Consider the following 18909-nt stretch of genomic DNA (forward strand, 5'->3'; position numbering starts at 1 on the left):
TCGATGAAAAGATTCTTCAGCCTGATCGCCACGCTGCTGGTCCTGGCCGCTGCCGTGGCGATTGGCCGGCAATTGTGGCTGCACTACATGACCACACCCTGGACCCGCGACGGCCGAGTGCGCGCCGACATCATCAACGTCGCCGCCGACGTGCCTGGCTACGTGGTCGACGTCCCGGTGCATGACAACCAGCGGGTGAAGAAGGGCGACCTGCTGATCCAGATCGACCCCGAGCACTATCGCCTGGCCGTGCAGCAAGCCCAGGCCCTGGTGGCTTCACGCAAGGCCACCTGGGAGATGCGCAAGGTCAATGCGCGGCGCCGCGCCGATCTGGACAACCTGGTGATTTCCACGGAAAACCGCGACGATGCCAGCAACATCGCCAACGCCGCCCAGGCCGACTACCAGCAGGCCCTGGCCCAGCTGGCGGCTGCCGAGCTCGACCTGCGACGCACGCGTATTCTGGCCACCGTCGACGGCTACGTGACCAACCTCAACGTGCATCGTGGCGACTACGCCCGCACCGGCGAGGCAGTGATGGCGGTGGTCGACGAGCACTCCTTCTGGGTCTATGGCTTCTTCGAGGAAACCAAGCTGCCACACGTCAAGGTAGGCGATCCGGCCGAGCTGCAGATGATGAGCGGCGAGCATGTCCAGGGGCACGTGGAGAGCATCGCCCGTGGCATCTATGACCGCGACAATCCCCAGAGCCGGGAGCTGATCGCCGACGTCAACCCGACCTTCAACTGGGTGCGCCTGGCCCAGCGGGTGCCGGTGCGGATTCATCTGGATCAGGTGCCGGAAGGCTTTCTGCTGGCGGCAGGAATGACGTGCACGGTGGTGGTCAAGCCGGATCGGGAGTGACACCGTACCCTCATGGAGCAGGGTCGCTGGGGAGGCAGGAGGCCAGCTTCCGGAGCTGGCCGAGCTCTAGTCTGAAAGGCTTGAGCGAACGCCTGCCCGTTCAGGCCGCCCCCACCAGCACCGGGACCTTGACCCGATCGAGTACCTTGGCGCTGATCGAAGGGTCAAGCAGGCGTCCCAGACGCGACAGGTGCCGATGGCCCATGATGATCAGCTCGCAGCCCAGCTGCGCGGCCTTGCCGACGATCGCCTCGACCGGGTCCTTGGCGACCAGGCAGCCCCAGCAGGCGAACCCGGCTTCGCGCAAGGCATGCAGCGAAGCGCCGACGGCACGCTCGGCCTGCCGCTGTTCTTCGCAAGCGGCCGGATACTGCTCCAGCTCCTGCTCGGTGAAGGCGGCTGGGCGGTCATGCACGGCGAAGGTCGGATCGATGGCCAGCAGCACATGCAGTTCGTGGGTGTCCGGTCGGCAATACCGAAGCGCGAGATCGAGCAGGGCACGCGAGGCGCTCGAGGCGTCTATGGCGATCAGGACGGGATGAGGCATGAAGGACTCCTTGGCGATTGAGGGCGCGACGCCTTGCCTGGCTGGCATCTCCAACGGACAGGTTTACCACGCCCGGTGAGCCGCGATAAATGGCCCGCCACGCAACCACAGGTTGCGCCTGGCGCATTCCGCGAAGCTGCTAAGATCGCATGTCCCGCAGCTGTCACGGAACATGGCCATGCAACTCCCCGACATGAACCTGCTCGTTGCCCTCGATGCCCTGCTCGATGAGGGTAGCGTGGTCGGCGCGGCGCAGCGCATGAACCTCAGCCCGGCGGCCATGAGCCGGACCTTGGGACGCATCCGCGAGGCGCTTGGCGACCCGATCCTGGTGCGTGCCGGGCGCGGCCTGGTACCAACGCCGCGGGCCCTGGCCCTGCGCGAGCAGGTCAGTGCGCTGGTGGAGCAGGCCGGCCAGGTGTTTCGCAGCGGCGATGATGTCGACCTGCCGAGCCTGGAGCGCGCTTTCAACATCCGCACCAACGACCTGTTCATCGCGCTCTACGGGGCACAGCTGCTGCGCATGATGCATGAGCAGGCGCCGCGCACGGTGCTGCGCTTCGTACCGGAGAGCGGTGGCGAGGACGACGATGCGGTGTTGCGTGACGGGCGTACCGACCTGATCATCAGCTCGAGCATCGACCTGGGCCCGGAGATCAAGGTGCAGCGGCTGTTCCATACGGTCTACGTCGGCCTGGCGCGCCGCGATCATCCGATCTTCGATGCCGAGATCACCCCTGAGCGCTTCGCCGTCTATCCACAGATCAGCGTGTCGCGCCGCGGCCGCGCCAACGGCCCGATCGATGCCGAACTGGCCAACTACAAGGTCCAGCGCCGGGTCGCGCTGATCACGCCGAGCTTTCACTCGGCCATGTTCTCGTTGCCCGACTCGGACCTGATCCTGCCCATGCCGGCCAACATCCTCAACAGCGTGGCCAAGCTCGGGCTGCCCTTGCGCTCGTTCCAGATCCCCCTGGCGCTGGAGCGGGTCACGGTGATGCAGGCTTGGCATCCACGCTTTCACCATGACCCGGCGCATCGCTGGTTGCGCCAGACATTGAAAAACTGTTGCAGCGCGGACCCTTGATCGGGCTCATGCGGATTGCGTCAGGCGCAATGTAAAGCTGCTGATAAGTCAGTTTTCGTAAGCATTGGTCTTTTTTAAACTCCCCAGCCTAATTTGTTGCTGGAGATGTCTGAGCATGACCTCGCTGAATCTGCCTACTGCCACCGCGCCTGCGGCACCTGCGCAGGCAGCGTTCGGCCTGCGGGTGGTGACCGGGCTGTTCGGCGTGCTGCTCGCGGTACTTTGCGCGGGCCTGAACGAGTCCGTGACCAAGATTTCCCTGGCGGACATTCGGGGCGGCATGGGCATCGGTGCCGACGAAGGCGCCTGGCTGCTGGCGGTTTATTCGGCCGCTTCGGTGTCGGCCATGGCCTTCGCGCCGTGGTTGGCGACGACATTTTCCCTGCGCCGCTTCACCCTGTGCGCGATCGGGCTGTTCGCGCTGTTCGGCCTGGTCCAGCCCTACGCGCCGAACCTGCACAGCCTGATGCTGCTGCGCGTGCTGCAGGGACTGGCGTCTGGAGCGCTGCCGCCGATGCTGATGAGCGTGGCTCTGCGCTTTCTGCCGCCAGGCATCAAGATCTACGGGCTGGCCTGTTATGCGCTCACCGCGACCTTCGGTCCGAACCTGGGCACGCCGCTGGCTGGCTTGTGGACCGAATACGTTGGTTGGCAATGGGCGTTCTGGCAGATCATCCTGCCATCGCTGCTGGCGATGTTCTGTGTCGCCTGGGGGTTGCCCCAGGACCCGCTGCGTCTGGAGCGCTTCAAGCAGCTGGACTGGCGCGGGGTACTGCTCGGCCTGCCGGCGCTCAGTTGCCTGGTGCTGGGGCTGAGCCTGGGCGATCGCTGGGGCTGGCTGGATTCGCCATTGATCTGCTGGCTGCTCGGCGGCGGCCTGCTGTTGCTGGTGCTGTTCCTGTACAACGAATGGTCCGAGCCGCTGCCGTTCTTCCAGTTGCGCATGCTTGCGCGGCGCAACTTGAGTTTCGCCCTGGTGACCCTGGCTGGCGTGCTGATCGTGCTGTCGGGAGTGGGCAGCATCCCCTCGGCCTACCTGGCGCAGATCCAGGGTTACCGGCCTGCGCAGACCAGCCCATTGATGATGCTGGTGGCCATGCCGCAGTTGATCGCGCTGCCGCTGACCGCCGCGCTGTGCAACATCCGCGCGGTGGACTGCCGCTGGGTCCTGGCGCTGGGACTGGGCATGCTGGCGCTGTCCTGCGCGGGCAACAGCCTGCTGACTTCGGCCTGGATTCGCGATGACTTCTACGTGTTCTACCTGCTGCAGGTGTTCGGCCAACCCATGTCGGTACTGCCGCTGCTGATGCTCTCGACCAATGGCATGACGCCGCAGGAAGGGCCGTTCGCCTCGGCCTGGTTCAACACGGTCAAGGGGCTGGCGGCGGTCATCGCCGCCGGCCTGCTCGATGCGCTGGGCACACTGCGCCGGCATTTCCATTCCAACCATCTGGTCGACAGCCTGGGCAATGCCCCGCTGGTCGACGACAGCGCCGTCGGGCTGGCCAGACGGATCCACGAGCAAGCCGTGGTGCTCACCTCGGCCGACCTCTACCTGGTCATGGCGGGTATCGCCGTGGCGCTGATCTGCCTCATCCCTGTGGTCCCTACCCGGGTCTATCCATCGCGCGCGGTGGCCTGACTGCCCGGACGAATTCGAGATTGCTGAAATGACCAACAACCGCAAGACCCTCGTCATCGGCTCGGTACTGGCCGTGGCTGTGCTGGCCGCCATCGTCGGCCCCTGGATGCTTGGCAGCGACCAGCGGCAGACCACCAACGATGCCTACGTGGCAGCCGACTACACCGTGGTGGCGCCCAAGGTGGCCGGCTTCATCAAGCAAGTGCTGGTGGAGGACAACCAGCAGGTCAAGGCAGGCCAGTTGCTGGCGAGCATCGATGAGCGCGACTACCAGGCCGCGCTGGATGCCGCCGAGGCGCAGCTACTGGTGGCCAAGGCGCACAGCGCCGACGCCCGCGCCACGCTGGAGCGCCAGGCTGCGCTGATTGCCCAGGCCGAGGCCGCGGTCAAGGCCGTCCAGGCCGAGAAGGCCTTCGCCGAACATGAGCTGGGGCGCTACAGCCGCCTGGCCGAGCAGGGAGCCGGCACCGTGCAGAACGCCCAGCAGGCGCGCAGCCAGGGCGACCAGGCCCGGGCCAACCTGGCCAAGGCCCAGGCCGCGGCGGTCGCGGCACGCAAGCAGGTGGACATCCTTCAGGCCCAGGTCGCCAGCGCCGATGGCCAGCTCAAGCGCGCCGAGGCCGAGGTCGAGAAAGCCCGCCTGGACCTGTCCTACACCCGTATCACCGCGCCGCTGGACGGCATGGTCGGCGAGCGCGCCTTGCGAGTCGGCGCCTACGTCAATCCAGGCGCGCGTCTGCTGTCGGTGGTGCCGCTGCAGCGTGCCTATGTGATCGGCAACTTCCAGGAAACCCAGTTGACCCACGTGCGCACCGGCCAGCCGGTGAGCGTCAAGGTCGACACCTTCTCTGGCGAGACCTTGCACGGCCACGTCGACAGCATCGCGCCGGCCACCGGGGTGACGTTCGCCGCGGTCAAGCCGGACAACGCCACCGGCAACTTCACCAAGGTGGTCCAGCGCATTCCAGTGAAGGTGGTCTTCGACGCTGGTCAGCCGCTGCTGGAGCGCCTGCGTGTCGGCATGTCGGTGGAGGCGACCATCGATACCCAGGGCGACACGCTCGAAGGCAAGGAGCTGAGCGCACGATGAAGCCTGCATCACGCTTGACACCGTTGCTGCTGGCCGCCTGGCTGGCTGGTTGCAGCATGGGCCCGGATTTCCAGCGCCCTGACAGCCAGGCGCCGAGCCAGTGGGCCGCCGTGCAAGGCGAGTCCGCAGCCAGCCAGCCGGTGGCGCAGCCCTTGGAGCTACGCTGGTGGGACAACTTCCATGACCCACGCCTGAGCACGTTGATCCAGCGCGTGGTCGAGCGCAACCTGGACCTGCAGATCGCCAGCGCACGGCTGTTGCAAAGCCGCGCCGCGCGCAGCAGCGTGGCTGCCGACGAAACGCCGGCGGTGGGCCTGGATGCTGGCTACAGCCGTGCTCGCAATAGCGCCGAAGGGCTCAGTGACCCGTCTGGCAACAATGGCCGCTCGGCCTTCAGTCTCTGGCAAGGTGATCTGGTCGCGGGCTGGGAGCTGGACCTCTGGGGGCGGGTACGCCGCCAGGTCGAGGCCGCCGACGCCCGCGTCGAGGTGGCCGAGAACGATCGCCGCGGCGTGCTGCTGGCACTGCTGGCCGAGACTGCCGGCGACTACATCCAGTTGCGTGCCGTACAGCACACCCTGGACATCACCCAGGAGAACCTCGCGGTCGCTCGCCACAGTCTCAAGCTGTCGCAGGATCGCCAGGCCGAAGGCGTCGCCACCCGGCTAGACGTGGCCCAGGCCAGCGCCCAGGTCGCCTCGATCGAGGCACGCTTGCCGACCCTCGAGGCGCGTCGCGACGACCTGATCAATGCCTTGGGCCTGCTGGCCGCCGAACCACCGCGCAGCCTGCGCGATGAGCTGCTGGCCAAGGGCGAGCTGCCCGCGCCGCAACAGACGTTCGCCATCGGCCTGCCTTCGCAGCTGGCCGAACGTCGACCGGACATCCGCCAGGCCGAGGCACGTCTGCATGCCGCCACCGCCAGCATCGGCGTGGCCAAGGCCAACTTCTACCCGAGCATCCGGTTGTCCGGCAACGTTGGCTTCCAGGCCATGCAGCTGGCTGATTTCGGCGCCTGGGATTCGCGGCGCCTGGCCTTCGGTCCGCAGCTGTCGTTGCCGATCTTCGAAGGCGGGCGGCTCAAGGGCATGTTGCAGCTGCGCCAGGCCCAGCAGCAGGAAGCGGCGCTCGAGTACCGCAAGGTCGTGCTGGGCGCCTGGCACGAGATCGACGACGTGCTGCGCCTGTACAACGCCAGCCAGCTGCGTCGCGACCACTTGGCCGAGGCCGTGCGGCAGAACCGCGTGGCCCTGGAGACTGCCCAGCGCCAATATGTCGAAGGCGCGGTGGACTTCGTCAACGTGCTGACCGTACAGGGCGCGCTGCTGGCCAGCCAGGAGCAGTGGATCGACAGCTCGGCGGCGGTCTCGCAGGCCCTGGTCGGGCTGTACAAGGCGCTGGGCGGCGGCTGGCAGGCCTTCGACGCGCAACCCCCGAAAGCCTAGGCACGAGACAGCGCCTGGACGGTTCTTCAGAGCAGAGGAGGCAGGACAATGCACATTTCCCTCAACGGCAAGCGCGCCATCGTCAGCGGCTCGACCGGCGGCATCGGCCTGGCGATCGCCACCGGTCTGGCCGATGCAGGGGCCGAAGTGGTGCTCAACGGCCGTACCCGTGCGCGGCTCGACGAGGCCCTCAAGCGGGTGCGCGATCGCGTGCCGGCAGCACGGATCATCGGCGTGGCGGCCGATCTCGGCACGGCGGCGGGCGCCGAGACGCTGTTCGCGCAGGTGCCTCATACCGACATCCTGGTCAACAACCTCGGGATCTTCGAGCCCAAGCCGTTCTTCGAGATCTGCGACCAGGACTGGCAGCGCTTCTTCGACGTCAACGTGATGAGCGCGGTGCGCCTGTCGCGGCACTACGCCCAAGGCATGGCCGAGCGCAAGTGGGGCCGGGTGCTGTTTCTGTCCAGCGAGTCGGCCATGCAGATCCCGACCGAGATGGTCCACTACGGCATGAGCAAGACCGCGCTGCTGGCGATTTCCCGAGGCCTGGCCGAGACCCTGGCAGGTACCGGGGTGACGGTCAACGCGGTATTGCCGGGCCCGACCCGCTCGGAAGGCGTCGGTGAGTTCTTCGCCAACATGGCCCGCGAGCAGGGCAGCAGTACCGAGGAATTGGAAGCCAGCTTCCTCGCCGAACACCGGCCCACGTCGCTGCTCAAGCGGCTGGCGACGGTGGAGGAGGTGGCCAGCATGGTGGTGTACCTGGCGTCATTGCAGGCCAGCGCGACCACCGGCGCGGCCTTGCGGGTGGATGGCGGGGTGGTGCGCTCCATCGCCTGATGTGAGAGCGGCCGCCGTGCCGCGATCGGCGGGGCGCCGGGCCGGCCGCGATGACCGCAGAGCGGCCCCAGGTGCTCGCGGCCACCGCAATACCGCCCTCCACGTTCACAGCGAACGCGACAGCCCGAAGCGTTTGCGCAGCACCTTGTCCAGCAGCCAGCGCGGCACCAGTCGGGCAAGCAGTGGCAGCGCCGTGCTGCCATTGCCCAGCCGCACCAGCGCAGGTGGCCTGGTCTTTCGTGTCGCCTCCAGCACGCCCCTGGCCAATGCCTGCGCCGAGGTCGGCTGGTCCTGCGAGGCGCGTGCTCGGGCGCGGACGTGCTCGCGCAGTGGCCACCATGGCGAATCGCTAGTCAGTACCTGCTCGGCCTGGTGCTGGGCGTTGCTGGCGAATTGCGAGGCGATCGCTCCAGGCTGAACCTCCATGACCCGGATGCCGAACGGTGCGAGCTCCATTCGCAAGGCATCGGTCAACGCATGCACGGCGGCTTTCGAGGCGCAATAGGCGCCGGCGAACGGGGTGACCAGCACCCCGGAAACGCTGCCGATGTTCACCACCAGGCCGCGACGATGGCGCAGCAGCGGGAACAGGGCGCGGGTCACGCCGACCACCGCGCAGACGTTGGTCTCGAACTGCTGTCGCAGCGCCTCGGCACCCCCATCGAGCAGCGGGCCCATGGCGCCATAGCCGGCGTTGTTGATCAGGATGTCGAGGCCACCTTGCTGCGTTTGCAATGCCTCGGCCAAGCGGGCCAGGGCTTCGCAATCGTTGACGTCCAGCTGCCGGGCGACGAAGCCTGCGCTGGCCAGGCGCTCGACGTCCGCTGGCTGGCGCGCCGTCGCCCAGACCTGGTGGCCTGCGTCGCGAAACGCATCGGCCAGGGCGCGGCCGATGCCGCTGGAACAACCGGTGATCAGAACGGTGGGCATGAGCAGGACCTGGCAAGGACTGGAATCGAAGGCGCCGTGGATCGATTCGAACATCGAAACGTTCAGCGCCGGGGGCAAGCATGAACTGCCGGTGAATCAGTTGGCAAAGGCTCCCTGCACATGCTCGGCACGGAACTCCAAGGTCTGCGGCCGATACCCCGGACGCAGCGGCGGAAGCGGCAGGCAGTCGTCCCAGCTGGCGCCGGGCTGCAACTCGCCGGGGCCACGATAACGCGGCACGTAGTAGGTGTTTTCCGCCAGGTTGACGGTATCGCCGGGCGCGTAGGCCGCGACTCGCCAGCGCAATTCGGTCAACGGCACCTGGTTGCCATTGTTCATCTCGACCCGCAGCGTGCGATCGGCCGGGCAACGTTCTGGCGCATAGGTCAGGCGCAAGTCCAGGCGTGCCAGCCGCGAAGCCTCCCGGGTGTCCTGCCACACCACCCACAACGCGACCAGGCCGAGCCCGCACACCGCGGCCAGGGAAACGGGCAGTGCCTTGGCCGGATAGCGCAGCAGCAAGACCAGCCAGGTGAGGATGAGCAGTGCACCGATGAGCATGGACAAGTCCTTGGGAAGCGAATCGCCTCATCGTAGCGGTAAATGCCGGCTGGCTCAAAAGGGTGATCGGCCTGCCCGGCGCCAGGCTGGAGGTCGATGATGCCCATTGGAGTGCGCGGGGCGAACGGCTGACGATCGGTTACCGGTTCGACTTCAGCCAGCAGCAGGTCGCCCATCGCGTGCAGGGCACGCTCGATGTGAGCCGTCGACGGAGCTGACCTGGTTCGCAGGGCGCCGCGCAGGCCAGCCGATGGCCTTGTCTGGCGATCACGCCGGAGGCTGGTCGCGCAGGAACACCAGCTTGTCGGGGCGCGACTGTTCGGCACTGTGGTAATAGCCCTGCAGGTCGAACTGGCTGAGCCGCTCGGGATCGTCGATGCGCTCCTGGATGACGAAGCGGCTCATCAGGCCGCGCGCCTTCTTGGCGTGGAAACTGATGATCTTGTACTGGCCGTTCTTCCAGTCGCGAAACTCCACGTCGATCACCCGGGCCTTGAGCGCACCGCGCTTGACCGCGCTGAAATACTCGGTACTGGCCAGGTTCAGCAGCAGGTCGTCGCCCTGGTCGGCCAGGGCCTGGTTCAACCACTCACCGATGTGCGTGCCCCAGAAGGCATACAGGTCCTTGCCCCGGGGGTTGGCCAGCCGAGTGCCCATTTCCAGCCGGTAGGGCTGCATCAGGTCCAGTGGTCGCAACAGGCCGTAGAGACCCGACAGCATGCGCAGGTGCTCCTGCGCGTAGGCGAAGTCGTCTTCGGCGAAGGTATCGGCATCGAGTCCGGTGTAGACGTCGCCCTTGAACGCCAGCAGCGCCTGCTTGGCGTTGTCCGGGGTGAAATGCGGCTGCCAGCTGCCGAAACGTGCGGCGTTCAGGCCAGCCAGCTTGTCCGACAGGTGCATCAGCTCGCTGAGCTGGGCAGGCGACAGGTCGCGCAGCAGCTTTATCAGTTCCTGGGAGTGGTCCAGGTACTGCGGCAGGGTGTACCGCGTGGTGACGGGCGGGGTTTCGTAATCGAGCGTCTTGGCGGGGGAAATCACCGTCAGCATGGGTTCGGCTCCTTGGATCGTCCGGCGATTGTAGAGACCCGGACGGGTCTCGCCAAACTATGTCGACGATAGCCGCAGCCCATGGGGCGGCGCAGACGCTATAGTGCGCCTGGTCCTTTTCATGGAGATCTCGATCATGCGCATTGCCTGGGCCGTGCTGGCCGGTCTGCTGAGCGTCGCCATCCAGGCCGCTGCCAGTCCGTTGGCCAGCTTCGACCGCAGCGTCTGGCCCGAGACACTCGACAGCCCGGCGCTGTTCGATGTGGCTTCGCGGGCGGAAATCCTTTCCTTCGCCCAGGCCCTGCAGGAAAGCGAAATGCTCGACGAGCAGGCGCTGGCGGCTCGCTTGCAGCTCCGCCAGATCAACGTGCAGCAGGTGCGCGCGGTACGCGCCCGGCTCTGGGGACGGCTATGGCAGAACTACCAGCAGGCCGCGCAGAGCTGCGAACAGGATGCCTCGTTCTGCTTCCCGATCGAATCGCTGGACGAGCTGCGTACCCAGGCCGCGACCTTCGCGACCCAAGTAGGCGAGTTCTATGCCCAGTGGACCGAGCCGAGCCAGCGGTTCCATGCCCGCTACCTCGACGAGCTGCTGCGCAAGGCTGCCTTGCTGCCAGCAACCGGTAGCGAGATCGAGCGTGTGCTCGACCCGCAGGGCACCGGCGGCGTGTTCTCCGACCGCCTGTTCCTGCTCACCTTCGCTGGCGGGCCTGGTGCCCAAGGCAGCCCGGTCGACGCGTTGACCGACTACCTGCGCCAGCAGCGCCTGGAAGCGGTGTTCTTCGTGCTTGGCAACCGCCTGCAGCAACGGCGCGATGCCGGCGCGGCAGACGCGCTGCGCCAGCTCTATGCCGGCCAGTGCGTCGGTATCCAGGGGTGGGAGTATCGTTCCCATGCGCAGTGGCAGGGCTGGCAGGCATCGTTGCAGCGCAGCCAGGCGCTGGTCCAGGCCGAGCTGCCTGGACAGTACGTGCCGTTGTTTCGACCACCTTATGCCCAGCGGCGCGTCGATGACCAAGGTTTCATGGAGCGCCAGCGACTGGGCGTGGCATTGTGGGACATCGATGCCCAGGACAATGGTTCGTTGAGCGCCGAGCAGTCGATGCAACGTGTCCTGAGCCTGATGCTGCTGTGGCGCAACGGCGTGATCCAGTTCAGTGGCATTTCGGCCAGGGCGCAGCCGGCACTGGAAGGGTTGCTGCGCCAGACCGCGCGAAGCGGGATCGGCTGGGCCGACTGCCATCAGGCGTCCCGCCAGGCGCTGGCAGGTTGACGAGGCCGCGCGCAAGCATGTCCATCACTGACTGTAGCGGCAGTCGGCAGCCGCGCCAAGGCGCCTTCGTCATTCTGCAAAATAAACTTCAAACGCAGGCGAAAATGCTTTTTCCGTTCATGGGTTTTGCGGTATGTAGGAGGTGGACAGCCGAATCCTGCAGCACAGGTGGCGTCATCAGGCCCATCCCCTGCAGGTGCGCTCCCCGCCCGTAACGACGCGGATACGGGGGGAACGGCGGTCACTCTGCGGCGCAGCGGTAGCGCGTCGTCTGGCTCCCACAGAAGGTGACAGAGTATGGATGACCAAGGACGCACCCCTTCCTCCGATCGGCCAATCCTGTATGTGCTCGATACCAACGTCCTGATCCACGATCCCAATGCATTGCTCAATTTCGAGGAACATCACGTCGCCATCCCGATGACGGTGCTGGAGGAACTCGACAAGCTCAAGACCGGCAAGCACACGGTGGCTGCCGAATGTCGCCAGGCCATTCGCCTGATCGACCAGACCCTGGGCGCTGCCTCGCCCAGCGATGTCGAGCTGGGCGTGCCGATCCAGCGTGGCAAGAGCGGGCCCAAGGGCTACCTCTCGATCGTCATGAGCCCGCGCAACGAACCCAATCGCCTGCTACCAGAGACGCTCAACGACAACATCATCATCAACCAGCTGCTCGAATTGCGTGCCAAGCGCACCGACCTGGACGTGGTCCTGGTCACCAAAGACATCAACATGCGCCTCAAGGCGCGGGCATGCGGCATTCTGGCCGAGGACTACAGCACCGACCAGCTGGTCGATGACGTCTCGCTGCTGTCGCGCGGCTACCATTCGGTCACCGGCTCGTTCTGGGATCGGGTCAACAAGGTCGAGACCCGCCAGGAACGAGGCCGTACCTGGCACCGCGTGCAGCTGACCGAAGCCATCGCGACGGTCCACGTCAACGAGTTCATCATCGACGAGCAAGGCTTCGTCGGCTGGGTCAAGGGGGTGCGCAACGACGAGATGCTGCTGCTCGACCTGCATCAGGAGCCGCTGCTGCACCAGGAAGCCTGGGGGCTAAAGCCACGCGACATTCATCAGGCGCTGGCGCTGTTCGCGCTGCTCGATCCGGATATCCACCTGGTCAACCTGACTGGCGCGGCAGGCTCGGGCAAGACCATCCTGGCCCTGGCGGCCGCCATCGAGCAGACCATGGTCAGCAAGCGCTACCGGCGCATCATCGCCACCCGCAGCGTGCAGGGCCTGGATCAGGAGATCGGCTTCCTGCCAGGGACCGAGGCGGAAAAGATGGAGCCCTGGCTGGGCGCCATCACCGACAACCTCGAAGCCCTGCACATGGACGACGAAAATACCCACGGCAGCGTCGAGTACATCCTCGAGCGAGTGCCGTTGCAGTTCAAGTCACTCAACTACATCCGGGGGCGCAGCTTCCAGCAGAGCCTGATCCTGATCGACGAGTGCCAGAACCTCACCCCTCACCAGATGAAGACCATCATCACCCGCGCCGGAGCCGGCTCGAAGGTGGTGTGCCTGGGCAACCTGGCACAGATAGACACCCCGTATCTCTCGGCGACCAGTTCGGGGCTGACCTACCTGACGGAACGTTTCAAGGACTTCCCCCACGGCGTCCACGTCACCTTGCAAGGCGTGCCGCGCTCGGTGCTGGCCGAATACGCCGAGTCGCATCTCTGATCCGGCAGGCCGCAGGCCGGGCCCCGCCCGGCCTTTTTCGCTGCGCACAGGGCATCCTCGGGTTTACACTGCCGGCTCGTGTACAGGAGGAAAGCCGTGCTGACTCATCTCGATTCCCAGGGGCGCGCCAATATGGTCGACGTCACCGAAAAGGCCGTGACCGCGCGCCAGGCCATTGCCGAGGCGCGGGTGCGCATGTTGCCGACGACCTTGCGCATGATCGTCGAGGGCGGCCATCCCAAGGGTGACGTGTTCGCCGTGGCACGCATCGCCGGCATCCAGGCGGCCAAGAAGACCAGCGAGCTGATCCCGCTGTGCCATCCGTTGATGCTCACCAGCATCAAGCTCGAGCTGCAGGCTGAGGGCGACCGGACCGTGCGTATCACCGCCCTGTGCAAGCTGGCTGGCCAGACCGGGGTGGAGATGGAGGCGCTGACCGCTGCCAGCGTGGCGGCCCTGACCCTCTATGACATGTGCAAGGCCGTCGACAAGGGCATGCTCATCGAGCAGGTCCGCCTGCTGGAGAAGAGCGGCGGCAAGAGCGGACACTACCAGGCGGAGCAACGATGAACGTCCGGGTGGTCTACTTCGCCCGCTATCGCGAACTGATCGGGCGTGATGGCGAGACGCTGGAGGGTGCGTTCATGGTCCTCGACGACGTGCGCAGGGCCTTGCTGGCGCGCGACGAGGCCTGCGCGGTGCTTGCCGAGCAAAACCTGATGTGCGCGCGCAACCAGGAACTGTGCCGACTCGACGAACCGGTGGAGGAGGGTGACGAGATTGCCTTCTTCCCGCCGGTCACGGGGGGCTGAACAATGGGCGTACGTGTCCAGCAGGCGCCCTTCGATACGGGCCTGGAGCTCGCTGCCATGCATGCCGCCAATGTCGGTGTCGGCGCGGTGGTCGGGTTCGTCGGCTACGTGCGGGACTTCAACGACGGGCGCGAGGTGGCCGGAATGTTCCTGGAGCATTATCCGGGCATGACCGAGAAAGCGCTGGCGAAGATCGTCCAGCTGGCCAGCGAGCGCTGGCCGCTGCTCAAGGTCGAGGTGCTGCATCGGGTCGGCGCGCTCGAGCCGGGCGAGCCGATCGTCTTCGTCGGTGTCGCCAGCGCCCATCGCCAGGCCGCCTTCGATGCCTGCAACTTCGTCATGGACTACCTCAAGACCCAGGCGCCGTTCTGGAAGAAGGAGACCACCGGCGAAGGGCCGCGCTGGGTCGAGGACAAGCAGAGCGACCATGATGCGGCAGGGCGCTGGTAGCGGGCCAGTGCCCGCTCACCGGGTATTCCGGTTGCTGTCTGGTCGCTCATGGGGCCGCGCCGCGGCGGCCGAGCCTGCCATTGGCATTCATATCGGGTTGGGGCAATCGATGAACAGGTGTTCCACGGCGAAGCGCCGCGCCAGGTAGTCGCCCAATGCCTGCACCCCATAGCGTTCGGTGGCATGATGCCCGGCGGCGATAAAGGCGATGCCGTTCTCGCGGGCGCTGTGGAAAGTCTGCTCGGATGCCTCGCCGCTGAGGAACAGGTCGACACCCGCCGCGATGGCGTTGTCGATGTAGCCCTGGCCACCTCCGGTACACCAGCCGACTCGGCGGATGATCTGCTCGCTCTCGATCAGCAGCGGCTCGCGCCCCAGCGCCTCCTGCACACGCCGGGCGAAGTCGCGGGCCGAGAGCGGCTCGGCGAGCGCGCCGACCAGCCCGACCACCCGTGGGTTGTCCGGATCCAGCGGACCTTCGACGATGATGTCCAGCTGACGGGCCAGCTGCACGTTGTTACCCACTTCCGGATGCAGGTCCAGGGGCAGGTGGTAGGCCAGCAGGCTGATGTCGTGACGCAGCAATGTCTTGAGTCGACGTTGCTTCATGCCGGTAATGCAGGGGTTCTCGCCTTTCCAGAAGTATCCGTGATGCACCAGCACCAGGTCCGCCTCGGCCTCGACGGCGGCATCGAGCAGCGCCTGGCTGGCCGTCACGCCGCTGACGATACGGCGTACCTGCGCACGCCCCTCGACCTGCAGGCCGTTGGGGCAGTAGTCCTGGATCTTCGAGCTGGAAAGATAGCGTTCGGCTTCTGCGACCAGGGTGCTCAGGGCAACGGCCATGGGAGGGTCTCCGTGATCGAGGGTGGTACCGGCTCGCAGGCCGGCTGATGGACGTCATTATACGGAGCGTCGCCGATTCCAGGGCAACTGGATGACGGCGCTTGGCCAGGCGCGACGTACAACCGTCGTCGAGCGCGTTGATGATGTGTATGATCGCGCGCGTCCCAGGCCGCTCCGGCAGCGGCTCCGCTCATTCCAGGATCCATTCGATGCTCAAGGCTCTGCGTTACTTTGGCTGGCCGCTGCTGACCGGCGTGCTGATCGCCCTGCTGGTCATTCAGCGTTTTCCGCAATGGGTGGGCTTGCCCAGCCAGGATGTCAACCTGCAACAGGCACCGCAGACCACGCAGATCACGCAAGGTCCGGTCTCCTATGCCGAGGCCGTCACGCTGGCCGCGCCCGCGGTGGCCAACCTGTACACGACCAAGGCGGTCAACAAGAGCGCCCATCCGCTGTTCGAGGACCCGCAGTTCCGCCGCTTCTTCGGCGACAATCTGCCCAAGCAGCGCCGCTGGGAGTCGAGCCTGGGGTCGGCGGTCATCATGAGTCCCGAGGGCTATCTGCTGACCAACAACCACGTCACCAGCGGCGCCGACCAGATCGTGGTGGCGCTCAAGGACGGGCGCGAGACCCTGGCCAGGGTCATCGGCAGCGATCCGGAAACCGACCTGGCCGTGCTGAAGATCGACCTGGACAAGCTGCCGGCCATGACCATCGGGCGCTCCGACTTCATCCACATCGGCGATGTCGCCCTGGCCATCGGCAACCCGTTCGGGGTCGGCCAGACCGTGACCATGGGCATCATCAGCGCGACCGGTCGCAACCAGCTGGGCCTGAACAACTACGAGGACTTCATCCAGACCGACGCGGCGATCAATCCCGGCAACTCCGGCGGCGCCCTGGTCGACGCCAGCGGCAACCTGATCGGCATCAACACCGCGATCTTCTCCAAGTCAGGCGGCTCGCAGGGCATCGGTTTCGCCATCCCGGTCAAGCTGGCGCTGGAGGTGATGAAGTCGATCATCGAGCACGGTCAGGTGATTCGCGGCTGGCTGGGCATCGAAGTGCAGCCGCTGAGCCCGGACCTGGCCGAGTCGTTCGGCATGCACGGACGCCCCGGCATCGTCGTGGCGGGCATCTTTCGCGACGGCCCGGCCCAGCGCGCCGGCCTGCAACTGGGCGATGTGATCGTCAGCATCAATGGCGAGCCCGCCGGCGATGGCCGCAAGTCGATGAACCAGGTCGCCCGGATCAAGCCCGGCGAGAAGGTCGCCATCGAGGTGGTGCGCAACGGCAAGTCGCTCAAGCTAGTGGCCGAGGTAGGACTGCGTCCGCCACCGGCGCCGGTGACCGCCAAGGACGCCAAGTAGCGGCCCGCCAGCCGGCCTGGTGGCGTGCTCGCGTCAGCACCTGGGCGCAAAGGGTGTTAACGTCACCGGCAGCGCTTGTCGCCAAACGTTGCAAGGCAGGTGCGGGGCCGTCGGGAAGCGGTCCTGCGCCTGCGCTGCGAGAACCTGCACCTGACTGGAGTCGTCATGACCAACCCGCTGATCCTCGAACCTCAACAGACCGCCGATGCCTGTGTCATCTGGCTGCACGGCCTGGGCGCCGATCGCTACGACTTCCTGCCGGTGGCCGAATTCCTTCAGCAGCACCTGCACAGTACGCGCTTCATCATGCCGCAGGCGCCCACCAGGCCGGTGACCATCAATGGCGGCTATGCCATGCCCAGCTGGTATGACATCAAGGCCATGACCCCAGCGCGCGCGATCGACGAGGCGCAGCTCGAAGCCTCCGCCGAGCAGGTCATCGAACTGATCGAGGCCGAGCGTGCCAAGGGCATCGACCTGGCGCGGATCTTCCTGGCGGGCTTCTCCCAGGGCGGCGCGGTGGTGCTGCACACGGCCTACATCCAGTGGCAGCAGTCGCTCGGTGGCGTCCTGGCGTTGTCCACCTACGCACCGACCTTCGCCGAGCAGCACCAGCTCAGCGCCGGTCAGCAGCGCACCCCGGCACTCTGCCTGCACGGCGTGCATGATCCGGTGGTGATCCCCGCCATGGGGCGTACCGCATTCGAGTACCTCGATAGTTGGGGCGTGGCCGCGCGCTGGATGGAGTATCCGATGGAACACGAGGTGGCGGTGGCCGAACTCAACGATATCCTGGCCTGGCTGAGCGAGAAGCTGCGTTGAGCGACGGTTGCGCTTGTAGCCGGAGCGTGACAGCCACTACGCCGAGCCCGATTCTTGCATTACACTGCCCGGCGTACATTCCTTAACCAACCGACGAGACGACCGTGCTCAAGGCACTCAAGAAAATATTCGCCAAGGGAGGCGCCGAGACCTCGGCCGCCGTCCCCGAGGCCGTGACCCAGCACGTCGCGGCGCCTGCCCCACCTGTCGCTCCCGCTGCTGTCCAGGCCCAGCCCCCAGGCGTGGACGAGCAGCGCCCGGCCGACCCGCAAGCGCCGGCCCAAAGCCGCGGCAAGCCGCGCCGCGAGCGCAAGCCAAAGCCCCAGGCCTCGCTGTGGAAGCCGGAAGACTTCGTGGTCGAGCCACAGGAGGGCAAAACACGTTTCCACGATTTCAGGCTCTCCAACGAGCTGATGCACGCGATCCACGACCTCGGCTTTCCCTATTGCACGCCGATCCAGGCCCAGGTCCTCGGCCACACGCTGCGTGGCCAGGATGCCATCGGCAGGGCCCAGACCGGGACCGGCAAGACCGCCGCCTTCCTCATTTCGATCATCGCCCAGTTGCAGCAGGTGCCACCGCCCAGGGAACGCTACATGGGCGAGCCGAGGGCGCTGATCATCGCGCCGACCCGCGAGCTGGTGGTGCAGATCGCCAGGGATGCCCAGGCACTGGTCCGCTACAGCGGGCTCAACGTCATGACCTTCGTCGGCGGCATGGACTTCGACAAGCAGCTCAAGAGCCTCGAGGCGCGCCACTGCGACATCCTGGTGGCCACGCCTGGCCGTCTGCTGGACTTTCACCAGCGCGGCGAGGTGCACCTGGACATGGTCGAGGTGCTGGTGCTCGATGAAGCCGACCGCATGCTCGACATGGGCTTCATACCCCAGGTGCGCCAGATCATCCGCCAGACTCCGCCCAAGAGCGAGCGCCAGACCCTGCTGTTTTCCGCCACCTTCACCGATGATGTGATGAACCTGGCCAAGCAGTGGACGAGCAACCCGGCAATCGTCGAGATCGAGCCGGAAAACGTGGCCAGCGAGACCGTCGAGCAGCATGTCTATGCCGTGGCCGGCAGCGACAAGTACAAGCTGCTGTACAACCTGGTGACGCGCAACAAGTGGGAGCGGGTGATGGTGTTCGCCAATCGCAAGGACGAGGTGCGGCGTATCGAGGAACGCCTGGTGCGCGACGGCGTCAACGCCGCCCAGCTGTCCGGCGACGTGCCCCAGCACAAGCGCATCCGCACCCTGGAGAACTTCCGCGAAGGCCGCATCAGCGTGCTGGTGGCCACCGATGTGGCCGGACGCGGGATCCATATCGACGGGATCAGCCACGTGATCAACTTCACCCTGCCCGAAGACCCGGACGACTATGTGCATCGCATCGGCCGTACCGGGCGTGCCGGTACCAGTGGCGTATCGATCAGCTTCGCTGGCGAGGACGACGCCTACCAGCTGCCGGCCATCGAGGCGCTGCTGGGCCGCAAGATCAAGTGCGAAATGCCGCCGCAGGAGCTGTTGAAGCCAGTCTGAACGTCTGCAATTGCCCATGGGCCGCCCGGCGGCCCATGGGGCCGGGCCGACGT

The 18909-nt window shown here is 66.2% G+C and carries 20 protein-coding genes; 15 read left to right on the forward strand and 5 right to left on the reverse strand.

Annotation, left to right across the window (positions count from 1 at the left end):
* Positions 1-3: 3 nt before the first annotated feature.
* Positions 4-864, forward strand: a complete 861-nt coding sequence (locus ACY8GK_RS19515; protein ID WP_196181262.1) for an HlyD family secretion protein — start codon at positions 4-6, stop codon at positions 862-864.
* Positions 865-964: 100 nt separating this feature from the next.
* Here ACY8GK_RS19515 and ACY8GK_RS19520 read toward each other — a convergent pair whose 3' ends face one another.
* Positions 965-1411, reverse strand: a complete 447-nt coding sequence (locus ACY8GK_RS19520; protein ID WP_196181264.1) for a universal stress protein — start codon at positions 1409-1411, stop codon at positions 965-967.
* Positions 1412-1589: 178 nt separating this feature from the next.
* On the opposite strand from ACY8GK_RS19520, the gene ACY8GK_RS19525 reads away from it, so the two are divergent.
* The 5 genes from ACY8GK_RS19525 to ACY8GK_RS19545 all read left to right on the forward strand — a co-directional run bounded on the left by ACY8GK_RS19525 (position 1590) and on the right by ACY8GK_RS19545 (position 7518).
* The gene (locus tag ACY8GK_RS19525) at positions 1590-2498 is read left to right on the forward strand and encodes a LysR family transcriptional regulator (protein WP_196181266.1); all 909 of its coding nucleotides are present in this window, start codon (positions 1590-1592) and stop codon (positions 2496-2498) included.
* A gap of 115 nt (positions 2499-2613) precedes the next feature.
* Positions 2614-4140, forward strand: coding sequence for an MFS transporter (locus ACY8GK_RS19530; protein WP_462401850.1), 1527 nt, complete (start codon positions 2614-2616; stop codon positions 4138-4140).
* A 28-nt stretch (positions 4141-4168) separates the two neighbouring features.
* Entirely contained in the window at positions 4169-5230 is a 1062-nt protein-coding gene (locus tag ACY8GK_RS19535) for an HlyD family secretion protein (protein ID WP_462401851.1), read from the forward strand.
* Entirely contained in the window at positions 5227-6675 is a 1449-nt protein-coding gene (locus tag ACY8GK_RS19540) for an efflux transporter outer membrane subunit (RefSeq protein WP_196181270.1), read from the forward strand. The genes ACY8GK_RS19535 and ACY8GK_RS19540 overlap by 4 nt, the downstream gene beginning before the upstream one ends.
* A 48-nt stretch (positions 6676-6723) precedes the next feature.
* Positions 6724-7518 (forward strand): SDR family NAD(P)-dependent oxidoreductase, encoded by a 795-nt coding sequence (locus ACY8GK_RS19545; protein WP_462401852.1) that lies wholly within the window; start codon positions 6724-6726, stop codon positions 7516-7518.
* Positions 7519-7623: 105 nt separating this feature from the next.
* On the opposite strand, the gene ACY8GK_RS19550 is transcribed toward ACY8GK_RS19545, so the two are convergent.
* Both ACY8GK_RS19550 and ACY8GK_RS19555 read right to left on the reverse strand, forming a co-directional pair.
* Positions 7624-8448: an SDR family oxidoreductase gene (locus ACY8GK_RS19550; RefSeq protein ID WP_462401853.1), complete on the reverse strand. Its 825-nt coding sequence runs from the start codon at positions 8446-8448 to the stop codon at positions 7624-7626.
* A gap of 96 nt (positions 8449-8544) precedes the next feature.
* Complete coding sequence (locus ACY8GK_RS19555) at positions 8545-9009, reverse strand: multidrug transporter (protein ID WP_196181273.1); 465 nt, start codon at positions 9007-9009, stop codon at positions 8545-8547.
* A gap of 62 nt (positions 9010-9071) precedes the next feature.
* On the opposite strand from ACY8GK_RS19555, the gene ACY8GK_RS19560 reads away from it, so the two are divergent.
* The gene (locus ACY8GK_RS19560; RefSeq protein ID WP_462401854.1) at positions 9072-9227 is read left to right on the forward strand and encodes a hypothetical protein; all 156 of its coding nucleotides are present in this window, start codon (positions 9072-9074) and stop codon (positions 9225-9227) included.
* A 49-nt stretch (positions 9228-9276) separates the two neighbouring features.
* Here the strand turns inward: ACY8GK_RS19560 and yaaA are convergent, their stop codons facing one another.
* Entirely contained in the window at positions 9277-10056 is a 780-nt protein-coding gene (gene yaaA / locus ACY8GK_RS19565; protein WP_462401855.1) for a peroxide stress protein YaaA, read from the reverse strand.
* A gap of 136 nt (positions 10057-10192) precedes the next feature.
* Between yaaA and ACY8GK_RS19570 the strand changes: the two genes are divergently transcribed.
* The 5 genes from ACY8GK_RS19570 to moaE all read left to right on the forward strand — a co-directional run bounded on the left by ACY8GK_RS19570 (position 10193) and on the right by moaE (position 14283).
* A complete protein-coding gene (locus ACY8GK_RS19570) occupies positions 10193-11329 on the forward strand; it encodes a polysaccharide deacetylase family protein (protein WP_196181275.1) in 1137 nt (378 codons plus the stop codon).
* Positions 11330-11626: 297 nt separating this feature from the next.
* On the forward strand, positions 11627-13021 hold the full coding sequence (locus ACY8GK_RS19575; protein WP_196181276.1) for a PhoH family protein: 1395 nt from the start codon (positions 11627-11629) through the stop codon (positions 13019-13021).
* 96 nt (positions 13022-13117) lie between these two features.
* Positions 13118-13591 (forward strand): cyclic pyranopterin monophosphate synthase MoaC, encoded by a 474-nt coding sequence (moaC, locus tag ACY8GK_RS19580; RefSeq protein WP_196181277.1) that lies wholly within the window; start codon positions 13118-13120, stop codon positions 13589-13591.
* Positions 13588-13833 (forward strand): MoaD/ThiS family protein, encoded by a 246-nt coding sequence (locus ACY8GK_RS19585; protein WP_196181279.1) that lies wholly within the window; start codon positions 13588-13590, stop codon positions 13831-13833. Before moaC ends, ACY8GK_RS19585 begins: the two co-directional genes overlap by 4 nt.
* 3 nt (positions 13834-13836) lie before the next feature.
* Complete coding sequence (gene moaE / locus ACY8GK_RS19590) at positions 13837-14283, forward strand: molybdopterin synthase catalytic subunit MoaE (protein ID WP_462401856.1); 447 nt, start codon at positions 13837-13839, stop codon at positions 14281-14283.
* Positions 14284-14370: 87 nt separating this feature from the next.
* Here the strand turns inward: moaE and ACY8GK_RS19595 are convergent, their stop codons facing one another.
* Entirely contained in the window at positions 14371-15129 is a 759-nt protein-coding gene (locus tag ACY8GK_RS19595; RefSeq protein ID WP_462401857.1) for a Nif3-like dinuclear metal center hexameric protein, read from the reverse strand.
* 209 nt (positions 15130-15338) lie between these two features.
* Between ACY8GK_RS19595 and algW the strand changes: the two genes are divergently transcribed.
* From algW to rhlB, 3 genes are all read left to right on the forward strand, one after another.
* Positions 15339-16499 (forward strand): Do family serine endopeptidase AlgW, encoded by a 1161-nt coding sequence (gene algW, locus ACY8GK_RS19600; protein WP_196181285.1) that lies wholly within the window; start codon positions 15339-15341, stop codon positions 16497-16499.
* Positions 16500-16664: 165 nt separating this feature from the next.
* Positions 16665-17321: an alpha/beta hydrolase gene (locus ACY8GK_RS19605; RefSeq protein ID WP_196181287.1), complete on the forward strand. Its 657-nt coding sequence runs from the start codon at positions 16665-16667 to the stop codon at positions 17319-17321.
* A 104-nt stretch (positions 17322-17425) separates the two neighbouring features.
* On the forward strand, positions 17426-18856 hold the full coding sequence (gene rhlB / locus ACY8GK_RS19610; protein ID WP_462401858.1) for an ATP-dependent RNA helicase RhlB: 1431 nt from the start codon (positions 17426-17428) through the stop codon (positions 18854-18856).
* Positions 18857-18909 lie beyond the last annotated feature (53 nt).

This window comes from Pseudomonas sp. Marseille-QA0332 (assembly GCF_054950175.1).